Origin of the sequence: Streptomyces sp. 142MFCol3.1 (genome assembly GCF_000424945.1) — a bacterium.
In the GTDB taxonomy this organism is placed as follows: domain Bacteria; phylum Actinomycetota; class Actinomycetes; order Streptomycetales; family Streptomycetaceae; genus Streptomyces; species Streptomyces siamensis.
In genome coordinates this window covers 1-15,753 of record NZ_AUKV01000022.1, presented here as the reverse complement: position 1 = coordinate 15,753, position 15,753 = coordinate 1, and the positions used below count along the sequence as shown (strand labels likewise).

Sequence of the window (15,753 nt, the reverse complement as noted above, 5' to 3'; positions counted from 1 at the left end):
GCCGACTGACACCCGGAAGTGTTCACCGGTGCCCAGGGGGCGTCAAGGTAGCGGACTGCAACGGTTCGAAGGCCGCAAAGGGGGCGTGACGTGGAGGGCCCCGGACGCGTCGGGTCCGTCGACGGCGGCCTGTCCGTGTGCCGGGGCCGTCCGGCTCGGCACCGCCGTGTGGCCCGTCCGTGGGGGGGGCGACCGTCCGGCTCGGCACCGCGAACGGCTCGGCACCGCGAAGGCGAGCGGCTCAGCGCACCACGGCCGCTCAGCCCGCCACGGCCTGCCCGGACGAACGCACCGGCGCCGTTCCCGGGCCGCGCCGCACCTCGTGGCCGGGCAGTCCCGCTCGCCCGAGCACCCAACTGGCCCCGTTCAGCGCCTTCGCGGCCTTCTTGAGCGGCGCCAGGCAGGCGGCGGCCTGCCGATGATCGGTGACACTGCCGGGCGCGCACAGCACCGTGGCCAGCGAGAGGGTGATCGCTCGGCCGCCCGCGGACCAGGGTGCGTCCAGGAGTGACGTGGCCAGGGGGTCCAGGGTGTCCGGATCGGCGAGGACCAGGAAGTCGTCTCCGCCGATGTGCCCCACGCGGGTGGCCCCGGACGCCGCGTGCTGCAGGGCGCGCCCCACCGAGCGGATCAGTTCGTCCCCCGCGGCGAACCCCGCCCCGTCGTTGACCTGTTTGAAGTGGTCGACGTCCAGCCAGCTGAGTGCGAACAGCCGGCCGTCCGCGATCCGCCGGTCCACCTCACCGGTGATCGCGTCCGAACCGGGCAGCCGGGTCAGCGGGTTGAGCGCCGCGGCCTCCTCGACCCGGTTCTCCGCCAGGGCGCGCACGAGGTCGGCGAGGCGCACCACGCCCACGCAGCGCCCGTACCGGTCGACGACGGCGACGTCGTCGGAGGTACGGTCCCGGTCCCCGTCCGCGACCACGTCCAGGACCTCCCAGGCCGTGGCGTCGACGCCGACGGTGCGCGGCGGGTCGCCGAGCTTGGCGGCCGGGCGGTCCGCGTACAGCGCGTGACCGTAGCGGGCGGACATCGACAGCAGGAACCGTGAGCGGTGCACGGACCGTACGGGGACTCCGGAGGGGTTCACGAGCAGCACCCCGGACACGTCGGGCGAGCCGGTGAGCAGCGCCCGTACCTGTCCCGCCGAGGCCGTCGCGGGCAGCAGCGCGGCGGGTCGCACGAACTGCCGTACGGAGGGCCCGGACCGCGGCGAAGCGGAGTGGGCGGGGGAGAGGGCCGGAACGTATACGTCCGCCGCGGGCAGCCGAGCGGGCGGCGCGAACAGGTCGCCCTGCGCCAGCTGCGCGCCCGCCGACACCGCCGCCGCGCACTGCGACTCCGTCTCCACCCCCTCGACGGACAGCAGCGCGCCCAGCTGCTCGCACAGCGTCCGCATCGCCCGTACCGCCGCGGGCCGCGTCAGCAGGGACGCGTCGAGCTTCATCAGCTCGGGAGCGAGGTCCGTGAGCAGCCGCAGCGGTACGTCGCCGTCGCCGACCCCGTCCGCGCAGATCCGGAAGCCCTCGGCACGCACCGCGGTCACCGCCTCCAGCAGGGCGTGCTGCGGCACGTGAGTGTACGGCGGGCCGATGTCGACGGTCACCTCCCAGGGAAGCCGTCCGGCCTCGCGCACCGCCTCGCGCAGCGCCGCCAGACCGCCGAGGTCGGCGAGGGTTCCCGCGAACACATTGACGTGCAGCGGCAGTAGCGTCTCCTTGCGCGCGGCGGCCCGGATGGCCAACGCGGCGAGTCGGCCGTCCAGTTCGGGGTCGCGGCGGGCCTGTGCCAGGATGTCGCCGGCCTCGGGGCGGGCGAGTATCTCCAGCGCCGAGACCCCTCCGGTCGTCAGATTGACGACCGGCTGGAAGGCGAAGCGGACCGTATCCGTCCAGGAGGGCACGGCAGCATGATGTCGCCGCCCGTCCGCGCCCGGGGGCGATTCATGAGCTGTTCACGCAGGATTCCGAGGTCGTCACACAGAGTGCGGGCGGCCGGGCCGGCACCGGCCGGACGGCCGGAGCCGCCGACCCCGCCGAGCGCGCCCTCAGCGGCGCGCGCAGGGCGGGGCCGGATCCGTGGAACCGTCGTGCAGGGCCTGCCGGTTCAGCGCACCGCGACGACCGAGGAGCCGTGTCCGAACAGACCCTGGTTCGCGGTGATCCCCAGGCGGGCCCCGGCCACCTGACGGTCGCCCGCGCTGCCGCGCAGCTGCCAGGTCAGCTCGCACACCTGGGCGATCGCCTGGGCCGGAACGGCCTCTCCGAAGGAGGCGAGACCGCCGCTGACGTTCACCGGTATGCGTCCGCCGAGCGAGGTGGCACCCTCGCGCAGCAGCTTCGCCGCCTCGCCCTCGCCGCACAGTCCGAGGTCCTCGTACCACTGCAACTCCAGGGCTGTGGACAGGTCGTACACCTCGGCGAGCGAGAGGTCCTCGGGCCCGATGCCGGCCTCCTCGTACGCCGCGCGCGCGATCGACGCACGGAAGGTGTCGTCGGCCGGCTGCACGGCGACCGCGGAGTCCGTGGCGATGTCCGGCAGGTCGAGCATCGTGTTGGGATAGGTCGGGGTCACCGTGGACACCGCGCGGATCCGCACGGGATCGGCCGGTCCGTGCCGGCGCGCGAAGTCCATGCTGGACAGCACCACGGCCGCGCCGCCGTCCGAGGTCGCGCAGATGTCGAGGAGCCGCAGCGGATCGGCGACGACCGCGGACCCCGCGACCTCTTCCGCGGTGACCTTCTTGCGGTACCGCGCGTGCGGGTTGAGGGATCCCAGCGCGGCGTTCTTCACCTTGACCTGTGCGAAGTCCTCCAGTGTGTCTCCATGCAGTGCCATGCGTCGTCTCGCGTACAGCCCGAAGTACGTCGGATTCGTCGCGCCCAGCACCCGGAACCGCAGCCAGTCCGGATCGTCCGGCCGATCCCCGCCGGCCGGCCGGAAGAACCCCTTGGGGGCCGCGTCGGCGCCGACCACGAGGACGACGTCCGCGACGCCCGCGAGGATCTGCGCCCGCGCCGTGTCCAGGGCCTGCGCCCCCGACGCGCATGCCGCGTACACGCTCGCGACCCGTGCTCCCTGCCAGCCCAGTGCCTTGGCGAACGTCGCTCCCGCCACATGTCCCGGATAGCCGCCGCGGACGGTGTCGGCGCCGACGATCGACCCGACGTCGCGCCAGTCGATCCCGGCGTCGGCCAGTGCGGTCCGCGCGGCCGTCACTCCGTACTCGACGAATCCGCGGCCCCACTTGCCCCACGGGTGCATGCCCACGCCGAGCACCGCCACCTCGCCGGTCATACCGCCACCCCCCTGAACCGTGTGCCGCTCATGCGGCCACCGCCGTCGGCCGCCAGTGCCAGGTCGTCCAGGTCGTCTCCGCGTCCTCATTGAGCACACCCGGGACGACCACCACCTCCATGCCCACCGTCAGATCGGCGACGGTGATCCCGGGAGCCGCCTGGCCGAGCACGACGATGCGTTCGGGTTCCAGCTCCACAGCGATCAACGTGTAGGGCTCCCACGAGAGTTCCGGGTCCGTCACGTAGGGTGACGGAGGCCGGTACCGGCTGTCCGTGTACGACCAGACGCGACCGCGCGGGGACAGCGGCACCTCGGCGAGCTCGCCCCCCGGGCAGCCGGGATTACGGCAGAACGCGTCCTCGCGAGGGAAGAAGACCGAGGTGCACGCGGAGCAGCGTGTGCCGAGGAGGCGGAAGCCGTCTCCCTCTCCTGCGAACCACCCGGTCACCACAGGCATGCGTGTACGCGACAAGACCTCTCCCCGGTGCAGTATCTGACGGAACGTCAGAAGTGTGTCACGGGCAACGGGAATTGGGCAGGCCGTCACGGTCAACCACACGGGCTTCCACGGCGTCGCTCTGACTGTGGGGACGGCCGGGGCCCACGGGGGTGGTCCCGGCCGACCCCGCCGCCGGCGCCCCGGCGGGGAGCGCTCGCAGGTCCGGGCGGCCACATGTGAAGACGTTCCTCCGATGATCGGATACAGTCCGCGGCGTGTCCGCAACCCCGCATCCACCCGCCGACTTCGCGCCGGACTCCCACTGTTCGAGCTGTGGTGCCCCCTACGAAGAGGGCATCTCCGGCTGGCCCCGCACCTGTGCCGCCTGCGGGACCGTGGCGTACCGCAATCCGCTCCCCGTCGCGGTGGCCCTTCAGCCCGTCTACGACGCCAGGGGTACGGCCCTGGTCGTCATCACCCGGACCATCGCCCCCGCGCGCGGAGGCATCGCCCTGCCCGGGGGCTTCATCGACCACCGGGAGGACTGGCGGCACGCGGTCGCGCGCGAGCTCAAGGAGGAGACGGGCATCGACGTGGCGAGCCGGGACGTCCGGCTCGCCGACGCGATGAGCTCTCCCGCCGGTCATCTGCTGCTCTTCGGGCTCCTTCCGGAGCGTCCGGCGGCCGAGCTGCCCCCGTCGGCCGCCACGGACGAGACGGAGGGCTGGCACCTCCTGCGCAGGCCGGTCGAACTCGCCTTCCCGCTGCACACCTTGGCGGCTCGGGCGTGGTTCGAGGGCCGGTACATCTGAGACGGCCCACTGCACGTACGGGCGCGTCGCTCGCGCACGGGCAGGTCGCCTGAGGGGCGAGGGCAGGCCGCCTCGCGCGGGCCGTCTCGCTCGACGCCCGCGCGGTCACGTCGCCCCGCGCGCGTGTGCCGCACATCACGCGGGTGCGCCGGCCGTCACCCTCGGGCGCCGGGCTCAGGCCCCGTCACACACCGAGCCCCCGCACCCGGACCGGGCAGGACGGCTCGGTCCGGCCGTCCTCGTCGTCCCGCAGCACCACCACCCGTCGGCCCTCCCACCGCGTCACGTACCGCTCGATCTCCGGCTCGTCCCACCCGTCGCCCGCGTCCGCCACGACGAGCCCGCCGCCGGTGCGGCCCCGGGCGGGAGCCCACGCCTCCAGCTCCAGACCGCCGTCGGCACCCCGCACAGGGATGACGGAGCCTGCCCGCGCCAGCACCGGGACACGTGACAACGGAGCGTCGACCAGCACCTGGGCCGGACCCTCGTAGGCCGCCTCGGTGACCGTGTCGTACCACCGCCCCCGGGGCAACTGCACCGCACGCCGGTCCGCCCCGTGATCCAGCACGGGCGCCACCAGGAGGCAGTCGCCCAGCAGGAAGGCGTCCTCGCAGTCGCGCAGCGCCCGGTCCATGGGCGCGCCCCACCACAGGGGCCTCACATACGGCGCACCCGTGCGCCGTGCCAGGTGCGCCAGCGTCATGAAGTACGGCGCGAGGCGCCGCCGCCCGACGAGTGCCACGCGCGCGTGCTCCAGGACTTCGGGACCGAACTCCCAGGGCTCCCTGCGGCCCGCGCGCAGGCTCGCATGGGTGCGGAAGAGCGGCAGGTAGGCGCCGAGCTGGAACCACCGCAGGTACAGCTCGGGCGACGGACTTCCGTCGAAGCCGCCCACGTCGGGCCCCGAGTAGGGCACCCCGCACAGCCCGAGCCCCAGCACGAGGGAGAGCGACGCCCGCAGTCCCGGCCAGCCGGTGGCCACGTCCCCCGACCAGGTCCCGCCGTAGCGCTGCATCCCGGCCCAGCCGGACCGGGAGAAGAGGAACGGCCGTTCCTGGGGCGCGAGCTCCCGCAGCCCCTCGTAGGCGGCCCGGGCCATGCCGAGCGCGTACACGTTGTGCGCCTCGCGATGATCTCCGCCGCGCCCCTCCAGGGAGTGCCGCGCCGAACGGGGCAGCGTCGACTCCCCGAAGGCCGTGAACGTCGTCGGTTCGTTCATGTCGTGCCAGAACCCGGCGAACCCCAGCGCGAGCCGCTCCTCGTAGAGCCCACCCCACCACGCACGCACGCGCGTGTGCGTGAAGTCGGGATGAACCGACTCGCCGGGCCACACGACGCCGCGCACCAGCTGTCCCGACGCGTCCCGGACGAAGGCATCCGCCTCCAGCCCGCTGTCGTACACGGCGGTGCCCGGCTCGGCCTTGACCGCGGGGTCGATGATCGACACCAGGTGGATGCCGTCGCGGCGCAGTTCCTCGGCGAGCAGCGGGAGCTTCGGGAAGCGCTGAGTGTCGGCCGTGAACACCTGGTGCGCGTCGTAGTGGTCGATGTCCAGGTGGACCGCGTCGAGCGGAAGACCGCGCTCCTCGTACCCGGCGACGATCCGCCGTACCTCTTGCTCGCTGCCGAAACCCCACCGCGCGTGATGGTGCCCCAGAGCCCAGGCCGGGGGCAGCGCGGGCGCCCCGGTGAGCGAGGCCCAGGCGTGCAGCACGCGCGCGGGGGTGCCCACCATGACCCAGCAGCGCAGCGGGCCGCCGTCCATGCGCAGCTCGCACGCCCCGGCTCGGTCGTGCCCGGAGCCGGCGCCCTCCTCGCCCTCGCGCAAGGTCACCGTGCCGTCCCACGTCGTGTCGTGGAACACGAGGTGAGTGGCCGCGTCGGCGACCACCATCTGCACCGGCATGGTGATGTACAGGGGGTCGTCCTCGGGTCCGAAGGGCCGGCCCGGGTCCGTGTTCCACAGCCGGTACGTGCCGTCGCGGAGCCGGGGCCCCGTCGCCCGCCCGCCGAGACCGAAGAAGCGAGCGTCGGCCGCCACTTCGGAGCGCTGCATCCAGCGGGCCGCGCCACCGTCGACAGGCTCCCACCAGCGGGGCGGCAGATCGCGGCGCAGGACCACGCCTCCGGGCGTACGCACCTCGACCGCGCCGTGCAGCGAGACCGCGACGGTCACCCGCTCGGAGACGACCCGCCAGCCGCCCTCCTTGTCCGGCTCCAGGATCGCGCGCGGGTCGGGCTCGGGGGAGCTGCCCGCGAGCGCGTAGGACGGCTCCGGACCGGCCCCGTCCCAGCCCCAGAAGACCGCTCCGCCGGCCGTGACCGTGATCCGCAGTTCGGACCTGGTGAAACGGACGACACCACCGCCGGGCTCCGGCTCCACACCCTGTACCGGGCCCGGCACCCGCGCCCGCTCGGCGCCCCGCTGCGGCAACCCGGCGGCGTCGGTACGCCTCCTGCGCCATGCGGCCCGGACGGTGCGCCACCCTTGGGCGGTACCCCACGAACCGACCGCTTTCACCGAACGCACCAGGTCACGACCGTCCATGCTGCTCACCCTGCCATTGACAGCGCCATACGGGTGAGTCGTTCAACTGCCGTTCACCCATGGCGACGCCACATCTTCACGTTGCTGACTATGTGTGGCGCACCCTGGTGCTGAAGTCGATCACATGGCATCGTCCGTGTCAGCCGCGTGACGCGCACACCCCCGCTCGTGCGCGACAGACGCACACGACGCGCACAGACCGGGAGCCGCCCCATGTCCACCGCGAACGCCACGCCGCTCTGGCAGCCCACAGAGGAAGGCATCGCGCGAGCCCAGATCACGAGGTTCCAGGCCTGGGCGGCCGAGCAGCATGGAGCGCCCGCCGACGGCGGTTACGCGGCGTTGCACAGCTGGTCGGTGGACGAGCTCGACACCTTCTGGAAAGCCGTCACCGAGTGGTTCGACGTACGGTTTTCGACCCCCTGCGCGCGCGTGCTGGGCGACCGCTCGATGCCCGGAGCCGAGTGGTTCCCGGGGGCGACTCTCAACTACGCCGAGCACGCCCTGCGCGCGGCGGAGACCCGTCCGGGCGAACCGGCGCTCCTGCATGTCGACGAGACGCACGAGCCGACCCCCGTGAGCTGGTCGGAGCTGCGCCGGCAGGTCGGCTCCCTGGCAGCCGAGCTGCGCGCCCTCGGCGTACGCCCCGGAGACCGCGTCAGCGGCTACCTCCCGAACGTCCCGCAGGCTGTCGTCGCCCTGCTCGCCACGGCCGCCGTGGGCGGCGTCTGGACGTCCTGCGCCCCCGATTTCGGGGCCCGCAGCGTCCTCGACCGTTTCCAGCAGGTCGAACCCGTGGTGCTGTTCACGGTCGACGGCTACCGGTACGGCGGCAAGGAACACGACCGCCGCGACACCGTCGCCGAACTGCGCCGCGAGCTGCCCACGCTGCGTGCCGTCGTACACATCCCGCTGCTCGGCACCCAGGCACCCGAGGGTGCCCTGGACTGGTCCGCGCTGACCTCCGCCGACGTGGACCCCGTCTTCGAGCAGGTGCCCTTCGACCACCCCCTGTGGGTGCTCTACTCCTCCGGGACGACCGGCCTGCCCAAGGCCATCGTCCAGTCGCAGGGAGGCATCCTGGTCGAGCACCTCAAGCAGCTCGGCCTGCACTGCGACCTGGGCCCCGAGGACCGCTTCTTCTGGTACACGTCCACGGGCTGGATGATGTGGAACTTCCTCGTCTCCGGCCTGCTCACCGGCACCACCATCGTCCTGTACGACGGCAGCCCGGGATACCCGGACACGGGTGCCCAGTGGCGCATCGCCGAACGCACGGGAGCGACCCTCTTCGGCACCTCGGCGGCCTACGTCATGGCCTGCCGCAAGGCGGGCGTCCACCCGGCCCGGGACTTCGACCTCACGCGCGTGCAGTGCGTGGCCACCACCGGATCGCCCCTGCCGCCCGACGGGTTCCGCTGGCTCCACGACGAGTTCGCCGAGACCGGAGCGGACCTGTGGATCGCGTCCGTCAGCGGCGGCACCGACGTGTGCTCCTGCTTCGCGGGAGCCGTCCCCACACTGCCGGTGCACATCGGCGAGCTCCAGGCCCCGGGCCTCGGCACCGACCTCCAGTCCTGGGACCCCAGTGGCAAGCCCCTCGTCGACGAGGTCGGCGAGCTGGTCGTCACCAACCCGATGCCGTCCATGCCCATCCGCTTCTGGAACGACCCCGACGGCAGCCGCTACCACGACAGCTACTTCGACACGTACCCCGGAGTGTGGCGGCACGGAGACTGGATCACCGTCACCTCGCGCGGTTCCGTCGTCATCCACGGTCGCTCCGACTCCACGCTCAACCGGCAGGGCGTGCGCATGGGGTCGGCCGACATCTACGAAGCCGTCGAGCGCCTCCCCGAGATCAAGGAGTCGCTCGTCATCGGCATCGAGCAGCCCGACGGCGGCTACTGGATGCCCCTGTTCGTCCACCTCGCCCCCGGAGCTGTGCTCGACGAAGCCCTCCTGGGCCGCATCAAGCAGACGATTCGCGAGCAGCTGTCCCCGCGTCACGTCCCGGACGAGGTCATCGAGGTCCCCGGAGTCCCCCACACCCTCACGGGCAAGCGCATCGAGGTCCCCGTCAAGCGCCTCCTCCAAGGCGCCACTCTGGAGAAGGCGGTCAACGTCGGCTCCGTGGACAACGTCGAACTGCTGCGCTTCTACGAGGACCTGGCCCGCGAACGCGCCTGATCAGCCCCCGTAGGTGGCCTCGGACTCGCCCAGCACGGTGGCGAAGTCCGAGGCCAGCCGTGCCGCGCCGGCGGGCTCGAGCTCCGCGACCGAGATCCGGACGCCGGGGGCGGAGGCGAGCCGGAAGCGGGCACCCGCCGCGACCCACCAGCCGTGCGACCGCAGACCGTTCACGACGGCCGACTCGTCCCGCACCGGCACCCAGAGGTTCATTCCGCTCACGCCGTGGGCCTGCACGCCCCGCTCGGCGAGCTCACGCGCCAGGGCTTTCCGCCTGAGCCCGTACGCCTCCTGGGCGCGCGTGACCAACGCGCGCGTGCCGTCGTCCTTCATCAGCCCGTACACCGTCTCCTGCAACAGATGACTGACCCAGCCCGAGGTCAGGAGCATCCGGCCGTCGTGCCGGGCGAGCGTCGTCGGATCGCAGGCCGCCGCCGCCCACCGCAGATCGGTCCCCAGGAACTTGCTGACGGTCCGCACATGAACCCACCGCGTCAGGCCGCCCGACGTCAGTGAGCGCAAAGGCGCGTCCGCGACGGCGGAGGCGTGGTCGTTCTCCACGACCAGCAGGTCGGGCTGCTCCCGCACGACGTCGATCAGCGCGTCCCGGCGCTCCGCCGAGAGGCACCCGCCGTACGGGTTCTGCGCCCGCGGGCTGTACACCACCGCACGGACACCGGCCCGCACAGCGGTGCGCAACGCCCCGGGGCGCATGCCCTGGTCGTCCACCGCGACCGGCACGGTGCGCAGCCCCAACGCGGTGACCAGGTCCAGCAGATGGTGATAGCCCGGGTCCTCCATGGCCACGCCGTCGCCCGGCCGCAGCTCCACCGACAGCAGCCGCCCGATGAGGTCGAGCGCGCCGTGCGCGAACGTCACCTGGTCCGCGGGCACTCCGTCGGGCTCCAGCCACTCCCGCACCGCGTCCTCCAGGCGCGCCAGCCGGGGAGTGGCCCGGTGCGAACGAGCCCCGGGGGAGAGCCGCGACGGCGGCACGAGATGGGGGAGCAGCTCGGGGTCCGGATGCCCGCCGGCCAAGTCGCGAAGGCCGTCCGGCACCTTGGGCGGCCTTCGCGAAGCGACCGCCGGGGCGGCGGCGACCACGGTCCCACCACGACCGCGGGTCGTCACGATGCCGCGGCTCCGCAGCTCCTTGTAGGCCGTCGCCACCGTGCCCGGACTCACGCCGAGGTCGTCGGCGAGGCGACGCACCGGAGGCAGCGCGCTCCCCGGCTCCAACGCGCCCTCGGCCACGCCTCGTTCGACGGACGACGCAATTCCCTTGGCCGTCGTACCACTGATCACATATTGTGTTGCCACGTTGCTGAGTATGTATCAATACATAATCTCGGGCAAGGGGGAGCAGTGAGTGCGATGCCCCGCACCGCAGCATGGTGGACACACGTCCCAGGAGGCCGCGACGGCCACCGAATGCTCTGGATCGCACTGGTCGACCGGATCGGCAGCGGTCTGTGGGCCTCCGTCTCCGTCCTGTACTTCACCTACGTCAGCGACCTGTCCGTAGCCCATGTCGGCACCCTCGTCGCCGTCTCCGGAGCGGTCGGCATCGCCGGCGCCCCCCTCGGCGGGCGCATCGCCGACCGACTGCCCCTCACCCGCGTACTGACCGCCCTCCAGATCCTGCGGGCCCTCGCCTCCGTCGCACTGCTCACCACCGACGACTACTTCCTGCTGATGGCCTTCTCAGCCGTCGGCAGCCTCGGCGACCGCGCCGCCAACGTCCTCACCAAGCTGTACGCCACCCGCCTCGCCGGACCGGACCGCGTCCGCTACCAGGCCGTCAACCGCACCGTCGCCAACGCCGGATGGGCTCTCGGCGGCCTCGCCGCCGCCGGAGCCCTCGCCGTCGGCACCGCCGCCGCCTACCGATGGCTCCTCCTCGGCGACGCCGTGTCGTTCGCAGCCGTCGCCCTGCTCACCACACGCTGCGGCGAACCTCCTTCGGCCACCCGCACCGTCACCTCGTCGAAGAACACGGCCCCCACCGAACGACCTCGAAGCCCCTGGCGAGACCGCGCCTACCTCACCTACGTCGCCAGCGACACCGTGCTCTTCCTGGACGACGCGGTCTTCAAGGTCGGACTGCCGCTGTGGATCGCCCACTCCGACCACGCACCCCACGGCCTCGCACCCCTGCTCATGGTCCTCAACAACGTGATGGTGGTGGCCTTCCAGGTCCCCCTGGCCCGCTTCGGCGCCACGACGGCCGCCGCACGCGCCCTGCTGATCCCCCTGTCCGCCGTCTTCGCCCTCGGCGGCACGGCCATGGCCGTCTCGGCCACCGGCGGAGCCGTCACCACGACCTTGTTCCTCACCGGCGCCGCGATCGCCTTCACCGTGGCCGAGATGCTCCACGCGACCGTCTCCTGGGAACTCTCCGTCGCCCTCGCCCCCGACAGCGCCCAGGGCGCGTACCTCGGCGTGCACGGGCTGGCGCAGTCCGCGCAGCGCGGCATCGGACCACTCGCCGTCACCGCGGCCATCGCCGCCGGTCCCCTCGGCTGGACGGCTTTCGGCGCGACCATCGCCGTGACCTGCCTGTTCCAGCACCGCATCGTGCGCGAACGCCTGCCCCGACCGGCGTTGTCAGTGCCTACGGTTACTGTGAGTGAGCATTGATCGACCGTGCACAGGGGGAAACATGACCAACACCCAGACCCAGCGCATGCGACGCGTCCTGCGCCGCGAAATCGCCGGCACCATCGGCCTGCTGACCGACGACGAGGACTTCACCGCGATGCGGCGGTACCGCACCTTCGCCTTCGACGACCACACGACCTATCTCCAGCAGATCGAGTCCCTGCTCAGGACGCTCTCCGCACAGGGCAGCCACACCACAGTGGCCCTCTTCGACCCCGATGAGTACGCCGAGTACTGCGCGACCAGCGGCCTCGAACCCGACACCCCCGCCAGCCGCACCCGCTTCACCGCGGAACTCGCCGCCACCGGAGCCACAGTCCCCTACGAAGGCCAGCCCCTCGACGAACTCGTCCCGGCCCTCGTCGACGAGGCCGTCCGCAAGGCCACCTGGGAGTACGCGACCACACTGCTGGCCCGGATCGGCGCCTGCGCCTCCTGCGGCGTCGACATCGGCCGCGCCGCCTTCGCCCGAGCCGCGCGGCTCCTCACCCGCATCATCGAAACAGCGAGCCCCGGCCACCTCCACCTCGTCTGCACCGTCTCGGCCGCCCCCGAAACACTCGTGGCCGCGCTCCGGGCCGACGACGAACCCGACACCGCGAACCGCGTCGACGAGTCGGAAGCCCTCGAATTCACCACCGTCCTCGCCCTCGGCATCGCCACCCGCAGCTCCGGCGGACTCGTCATGCGCACCACCGCGGCGGGCACCTCCGACCGGGTCTACGGATGGCGCCTGCGCGGCGAACGGCTGGAGCCCCTCACGGCCGCCGAAGTCTTCGACGCCTACTGCACCGACGCCGATACGGGAGACCTCGTCTCCCCGGAGTCCGGCGTCGACTACTGCGTACCCCCCGACCTCGGAGACGCGGGAGAAGCCACCGGCCACACGCACTGAACGCCTCGGGGCGCCCCACCCGCAGGTGGAGCGCCCCGAGAAGGACCGTCGTCGACGACGCGGACCGGCTACTCGCCGGACAGCACCGCCTGCGCCGCGGCCCGCGCCTCTTCCGCCGTGTCCGCGGCACGAGCGGCAGCGGCGGCACGCTCGCACTGGGCCAGCGTGTACTTGGCCAGCGTCGCCCGTACATACGGAATCGACGCCGCACCCATCGACAGGGAGGTGACCCCGAGACCGGTCAGCACACACGCGAGCAGCGGGTCGGAGGCGGCCTCACCACAGACACCACAGCTCTTGCCCTCTGCCTTCGCCGACTCGGCCGACAGCGCGACCAGGTCGAGCAGCGCCGGGTGCCACGGGTCCTGCAGACGGGACACCGCGCCCACCTGCCGGTCGGCGGCGAAAGTGTACTGCGCGAGGTCGTTGGTCCCCAGCGACAGGAACTCGACCTCCTGCAGAATCGACCGCGCCCGCAGCGCGGCCGACGGAATCTCCACCATCGCACCGAACTTCGCCTGCAGCCCGGCCGCACGGCACGCGTCAGCGAACGCCTTCGCGTCGATGCGGTCCGCCACCATCGGAGCCATCACTTCGAGGTAGACCGGCAGCCCCTCGGCAGCCTTCGCGAGAGCGCTGAGCTGCGTGCGCAGCACCTCCGGGTGGTCAAGAAGCGTCCGCAGGCCCCGCACGCCCAGTGCCGGGTTCGGCTCGTCGGCCGGGGTGAGGAAGTCGAGCGGCTTGTCGGCACCGGCGTCCAGCACCCGCACCACCACACGGCCCTCGGGAAACGCCTCCAGCACCTGGCGATACGCCTCGACCTGCTTCTCCTCGGACGGCGCCTTCTTGCTGTCGTCGAGGAAGAGGAACTCGGTGCGGAACAGACCCACGCCCTCGGCACCGGCCTCGACCGCGGCCGGCACGTCCGCCGGACCACCGATGTTCGCCAGCAGCGGCACCTTGTGACCGTCGGACGTGGCACCCGGACCCGTCGCAGCGGAGAGCGCCGCCCTGCGCTCCGCCGCCGCGGCCTCCATCTGCGCCTTCTTCTCGGCACTCGGCTCCACGAAGATCTCACCGGTGCTGCCGTCCACGGCGATCACCGTGCCCTCCGCGAGCTCACCCGCACCCGGCAGCGCGACCACGGCCGGGACGCCGAGCGCGCGGGCCAGGATCGCGCTGTGGCTGGTGGGCCCACCTTCCTCGGTGACGAAACCGAGCACCAGAGTGGGGTCGAGCAGCGCGGTGTCCGCGGGCGCGAGGTCACGCGCAATGAGAACGTACGGCTCGTCGCTGTCCGGCACACCGGGCATCGGCACGCCGAGGAGCCGGGCGACGATACGGTTCCGCACATCGTCGAGGTCGGCCACGCGCCCGGCGAGGTACTCACCGGCACCGGCGAGCAGCGCCCGGTACGCGGCGAATGCGTCGTACACCGCGCGCTCGGCCGTGCTGCCGACCGCGATCCGCCGCTCCACGTCCGCCATCAGCTCCGGATCCAGGGCCATCATGGCCTGCGCCTCGAGCACCGCCTGGGCTTCGCCCCCCGCCAGATTGCCGCGCGCAATCAGATCGGCAGCCACCGCCTCCACGGCCTTGCGGGCACGCCCCTGTTCGCGCTCCGCGTCCTCCGCCGGGATCTGCTTGGCAGGCGGTTCGAGAACCGCCGTCCCCATGTGCCGAACCTCGCCGATCGCCACACCGTGGCTCACGCCGACGCCTCGCAGCGTTGTCTCCATCTCACCCGTCTCCGGTAGTGCGGCGGGCTCCGCCGCCGCGGTGGTTGTCCCAAGCCGCCGTGCTGGACGGCGCTGAAGTCACTGCCAGCTGAAGAGCGCGTCGCCGGGCTTCACGTCGCCGTCCTCGCGGACGTCCAAGAGGGAGTCCGCCGTGGCCTCGAGAGCCACGACCGGGCACACCGAGGACTTGCCGGCCTCTTCGACGGCGGCCGGGTTCCAGCGCACGACGCCCTGGCCGCGCGTCACGGTGTCCCCCTTGTTCACGAGGAGCTCGAAGCCCTCGCCATTGAGCTGGACAGTGTCGATGCCCAGGTGAGTGAGGACGCCGTGGCCCTCGCTGTCGACGACGACAAAGGCATGGGGGTGAAGCGAGACAATGACTCCGTCGACGGGCGAGACAGCCTCGGCAGGCTCACGGACGGGTTCGATCGCCATGCCGGGGCCGACCATGGCCCCGGAGAAGACGGGGTCCGGTACCGCGGACAGCCCGATGGCGCGTCCTGCGATAGGGGACGTCACGGTGGTCATGGGAAGCCTCCCAGGGGTGGAGATTCATATGGGCCGTCACTGCCTGTCCCGGACGGCACACTGTTGAGCAGGGTATGTCATATGAAGTGGCGGTTCCGCGCGAGTGATCCCGCTTGGAGACCGAAGGACACAGCGGAAACGATTTGCGCCCGCTCCAGGCCCGCATGTAGAGTCGTAGACCTGCCCGGGGCCGAGCGACGCCACCAAGCGTCCTTGCCTGGCAGCACCCAACTTGTCAGATCCTATCTCGGGGTCCCTTCCGCATGTCTGCGGGACGGTGGTCAGGGAGACGGAAAAACACTGATAGAGTTTGAAACGCAAGACCGAAGGGAAGCGCCCGGAGGAAAGCCTGAGACAGTCTCTCGGGTGAGTACAAAGGAAGTGTCCGTTCCTTGAGAACTCAACAGCGTGCCAAAAATCAACGCCAGATATGTTGATACCCCGTCTCCGGCCATACGGCTGGGACGAGGTTCCTTTGAAAAAGTCCTGCCGGGCAGTGTTCGGCAGGCGCACAGCGAGGACGCTGTGAACCGTCCGATTATTCCTCGGACGGTTCCGCTCTCGTGGTGTTCGACCGGATTACCGGTAAACATTCACGGAGAGTTTGATCCTGGCTCAGGACGAACGCTGGCGGCGTGCTT

General features: G+C 71.9%; 11 protein-coding genes. 4 read left to right on the top strand and 7 right to left on the bottom strand.

The features are described 5' to 3' along the window. Positions 1-259 precede the first annotated feature (259 nt). From H305_RS0129235 to H305_RS0129225, 3 genes are all read right to left on the bottom strand, one after another. Positions 260-1,903, bottom strand: a complete 1,644-nt coding sequence (locus H305_RS0129235) for a GGDEF domain-containing protein (RefSeq protein WP_028803586.1) — start codon at positions 1,901-1,903, stop codon at positions 260-262. Between the two features lie 203 nt (positions 1,904-2,106). Next, a complete protein-coding gene (locus H305_RS0129230; RefSeq protein WP_028803585.1) occupies positions 2,107-3,297 on the bottom strand; it encodes a lipid-transfer protein in 1,191 nt (396 codons plus the stop codon). 28 nt (positions 3,298-3,325) lie between these two features. After that, positions 3,326-3,751, bottom strand: a complete 426-nt coding sequence (locus tag H305_RS0129225) for a Zn-ribbon domain-containing OB-fold protein (RefSeq protein ID WP_028803584.1) — start codon at positions 3,749-3,751, stop codon at positions 3,326-3,328. Between the two features lie 263 nt (positions 3,752-4,014). Between H305_RS0129225 and H305_RS0129220 the strand changes: the two genes are divergently transcribed. Further along, a complete protein-coding gene (locus H305_RS0129220; RefSeq protein ID WP_028803583.1) occupies positions 4,015-4,551 on the top strand; it encodes an NUDIX domain-containing protein in 537 nt (178 codons plus the stop codon). A gap of 184 nt (positions 4,552-4,735) precedes the next feature. Here H305_RS0129220 and H305_RS0129215 read toward each other — a convergent pair whose 3' ends face one another. Continuing rightward, positions 4,736-7,099, bottom strand: a complete 2,364-nt coding sequence (locus H305_RS0129215) for a TIM-barrel domain-containing protein (RefSeq protein ID WP_028803582.1) — start codon at positions 7,097-7,099, stop codon at positions 4,736-4,738. A 213-nt stretch (positions 7,100-7,312) separates the two neighbouring features. Here H305_RS0129215 and H305_RS0129210 point away from each other — a divergent pair, with 213 nt between their 5' ends. Further along, positions 7,313-9,289, top strand: coding sequence for an acetoacetate--CoA ligase (locus tag H305_RS0129210; protein ID WP_028803581.1), 1,977 nt, complete (start codon positions 7,313-7,315; stop codon positions 9,287-9,289). Here the strand turns inward: H305_RS0129210 and H305_RS0129205 are convergent, their stop codons facing one another. Continuing rightward, on the bottom strand, positions 9,290-10,609 hold the full coding sequence (locus H305_RS0129205) for an aminotransferase class I/II-fold pyridoxal phosphate-dependent enzyme (RefSeq protein ID WP_037765721.1): 1,320 nt from the start codon (positions 10,607-10,609) through the stop codon (positions 9,290-9,292). A 111-nt stretch (positions 10,610-10,720) separates the two neighbouring features. On the opposite strand from H305_RS0129205, the gene H305_RS0129200 reads away from it, so the two are divergent. Then, positions 10,721-11,929 (top strand): MFS transporter, encoded by a 1,209-nt coding sequence (locus H305_RS0129200; RefSeq protein WP_028803579.1) that lies wholly within the window; start codon positions 10,721-10,723, stop codon positions 11,927-11,929. Between the two features lie 22 nt (positions 11,930-11,951). Beyond that, entirely contained in the window at positions 11,952-12,845 is an 894-nt protein-coding gene (locus H305_RS0129195) for a hypothetical protein (protein WP_028803578.1), read from the top strand. A 68-nt stretch (positions 12,846-12,913) separates the two neighbouring features. Here the strand turns inward: H305_RS0129195 and ptsP are convergent, their stop codons facing one another. Next, positions 12,914-14,584: a phosphoenolpyruvate--protein phosphotransferase gene (gene ptsP, locus H305_RS0129190; protein ID WP_028803577.1), complete on the bottom strand. Its 1,671-nt coding sequence runs from the start codon at positions 14,582-14,584 to the stop codon at positions 12,914-12,916. 78 nt (positions 14,585-14,662) lie between these two features. Next, on the bottom strand, positions 14,663-15,112 hold the full coding sequence (locus H305_RS0129185) for a PTS sugar transporter subunit IIA (protein ID WP_028803576.1): 450 nt from the start codon (positions 15,110-15,112) through the stop codon (positions 14,663-14,665). Positions 15,113-15,753 lie beyond the last annotated feature (641 nt).

What these genes read in the sequence shown, in the direction of transcription:
- H305_RS0129210 (WP_028803581.1), top strand. Translation starts at nt 7,313, where the DNA reads ATGTCCACCGCGAACGCCACGCCGCTCTGGCAGCCCACAGAGGAAGGC.
- H305_RS0129195 (WP_028803578.1), top strand. Translation starts at nt 11,952, where the DNA reads ATGACCAACACCCAGACCCAGCGCATGCGACGCGTCCTGCGCCGCGAA.
- H305_RS0129230 (WP_028803585.1), bottom strand. Translation starts at nt 3,297, where the DNA reads ATGACCGGCGAGGTGGCGGTGCTCGGCGTGGGCATGCACCCGTGGGGC.
- ptsP (WP_028803577.1), bottom strand. Translation starts at nt 14,584, where the DNA reads ATGGAGACAACGCTGCGAGGCGTCGGCGTGAGCCACGGTGTGGCGATC.
- H305_RS0129200 (WP_028803579.1), top strand. Translation starts at nt 10,721, where the DNA reads ATGCTCTGGATCGCACTGGTCGACCGGATCGGCAGCGGTCTGTGGGCC.
- H305_RS0129215 (WP_028803582.1), bottom strand. Translation starts at nt 7,099, where the DNA reads ATGGACGGTCGTGACCTGGTGCGTTCGGTGAAAGCGGTCGGTTCGTGG.
- H305_RS0129185 (WP_028803576.1), bottom strand. Translation starts at nt 15,112, where the DNA reads ATGACCACCGTGACGTCCCCTATCGCAGGACGCGCCATCGGGCTGTCC.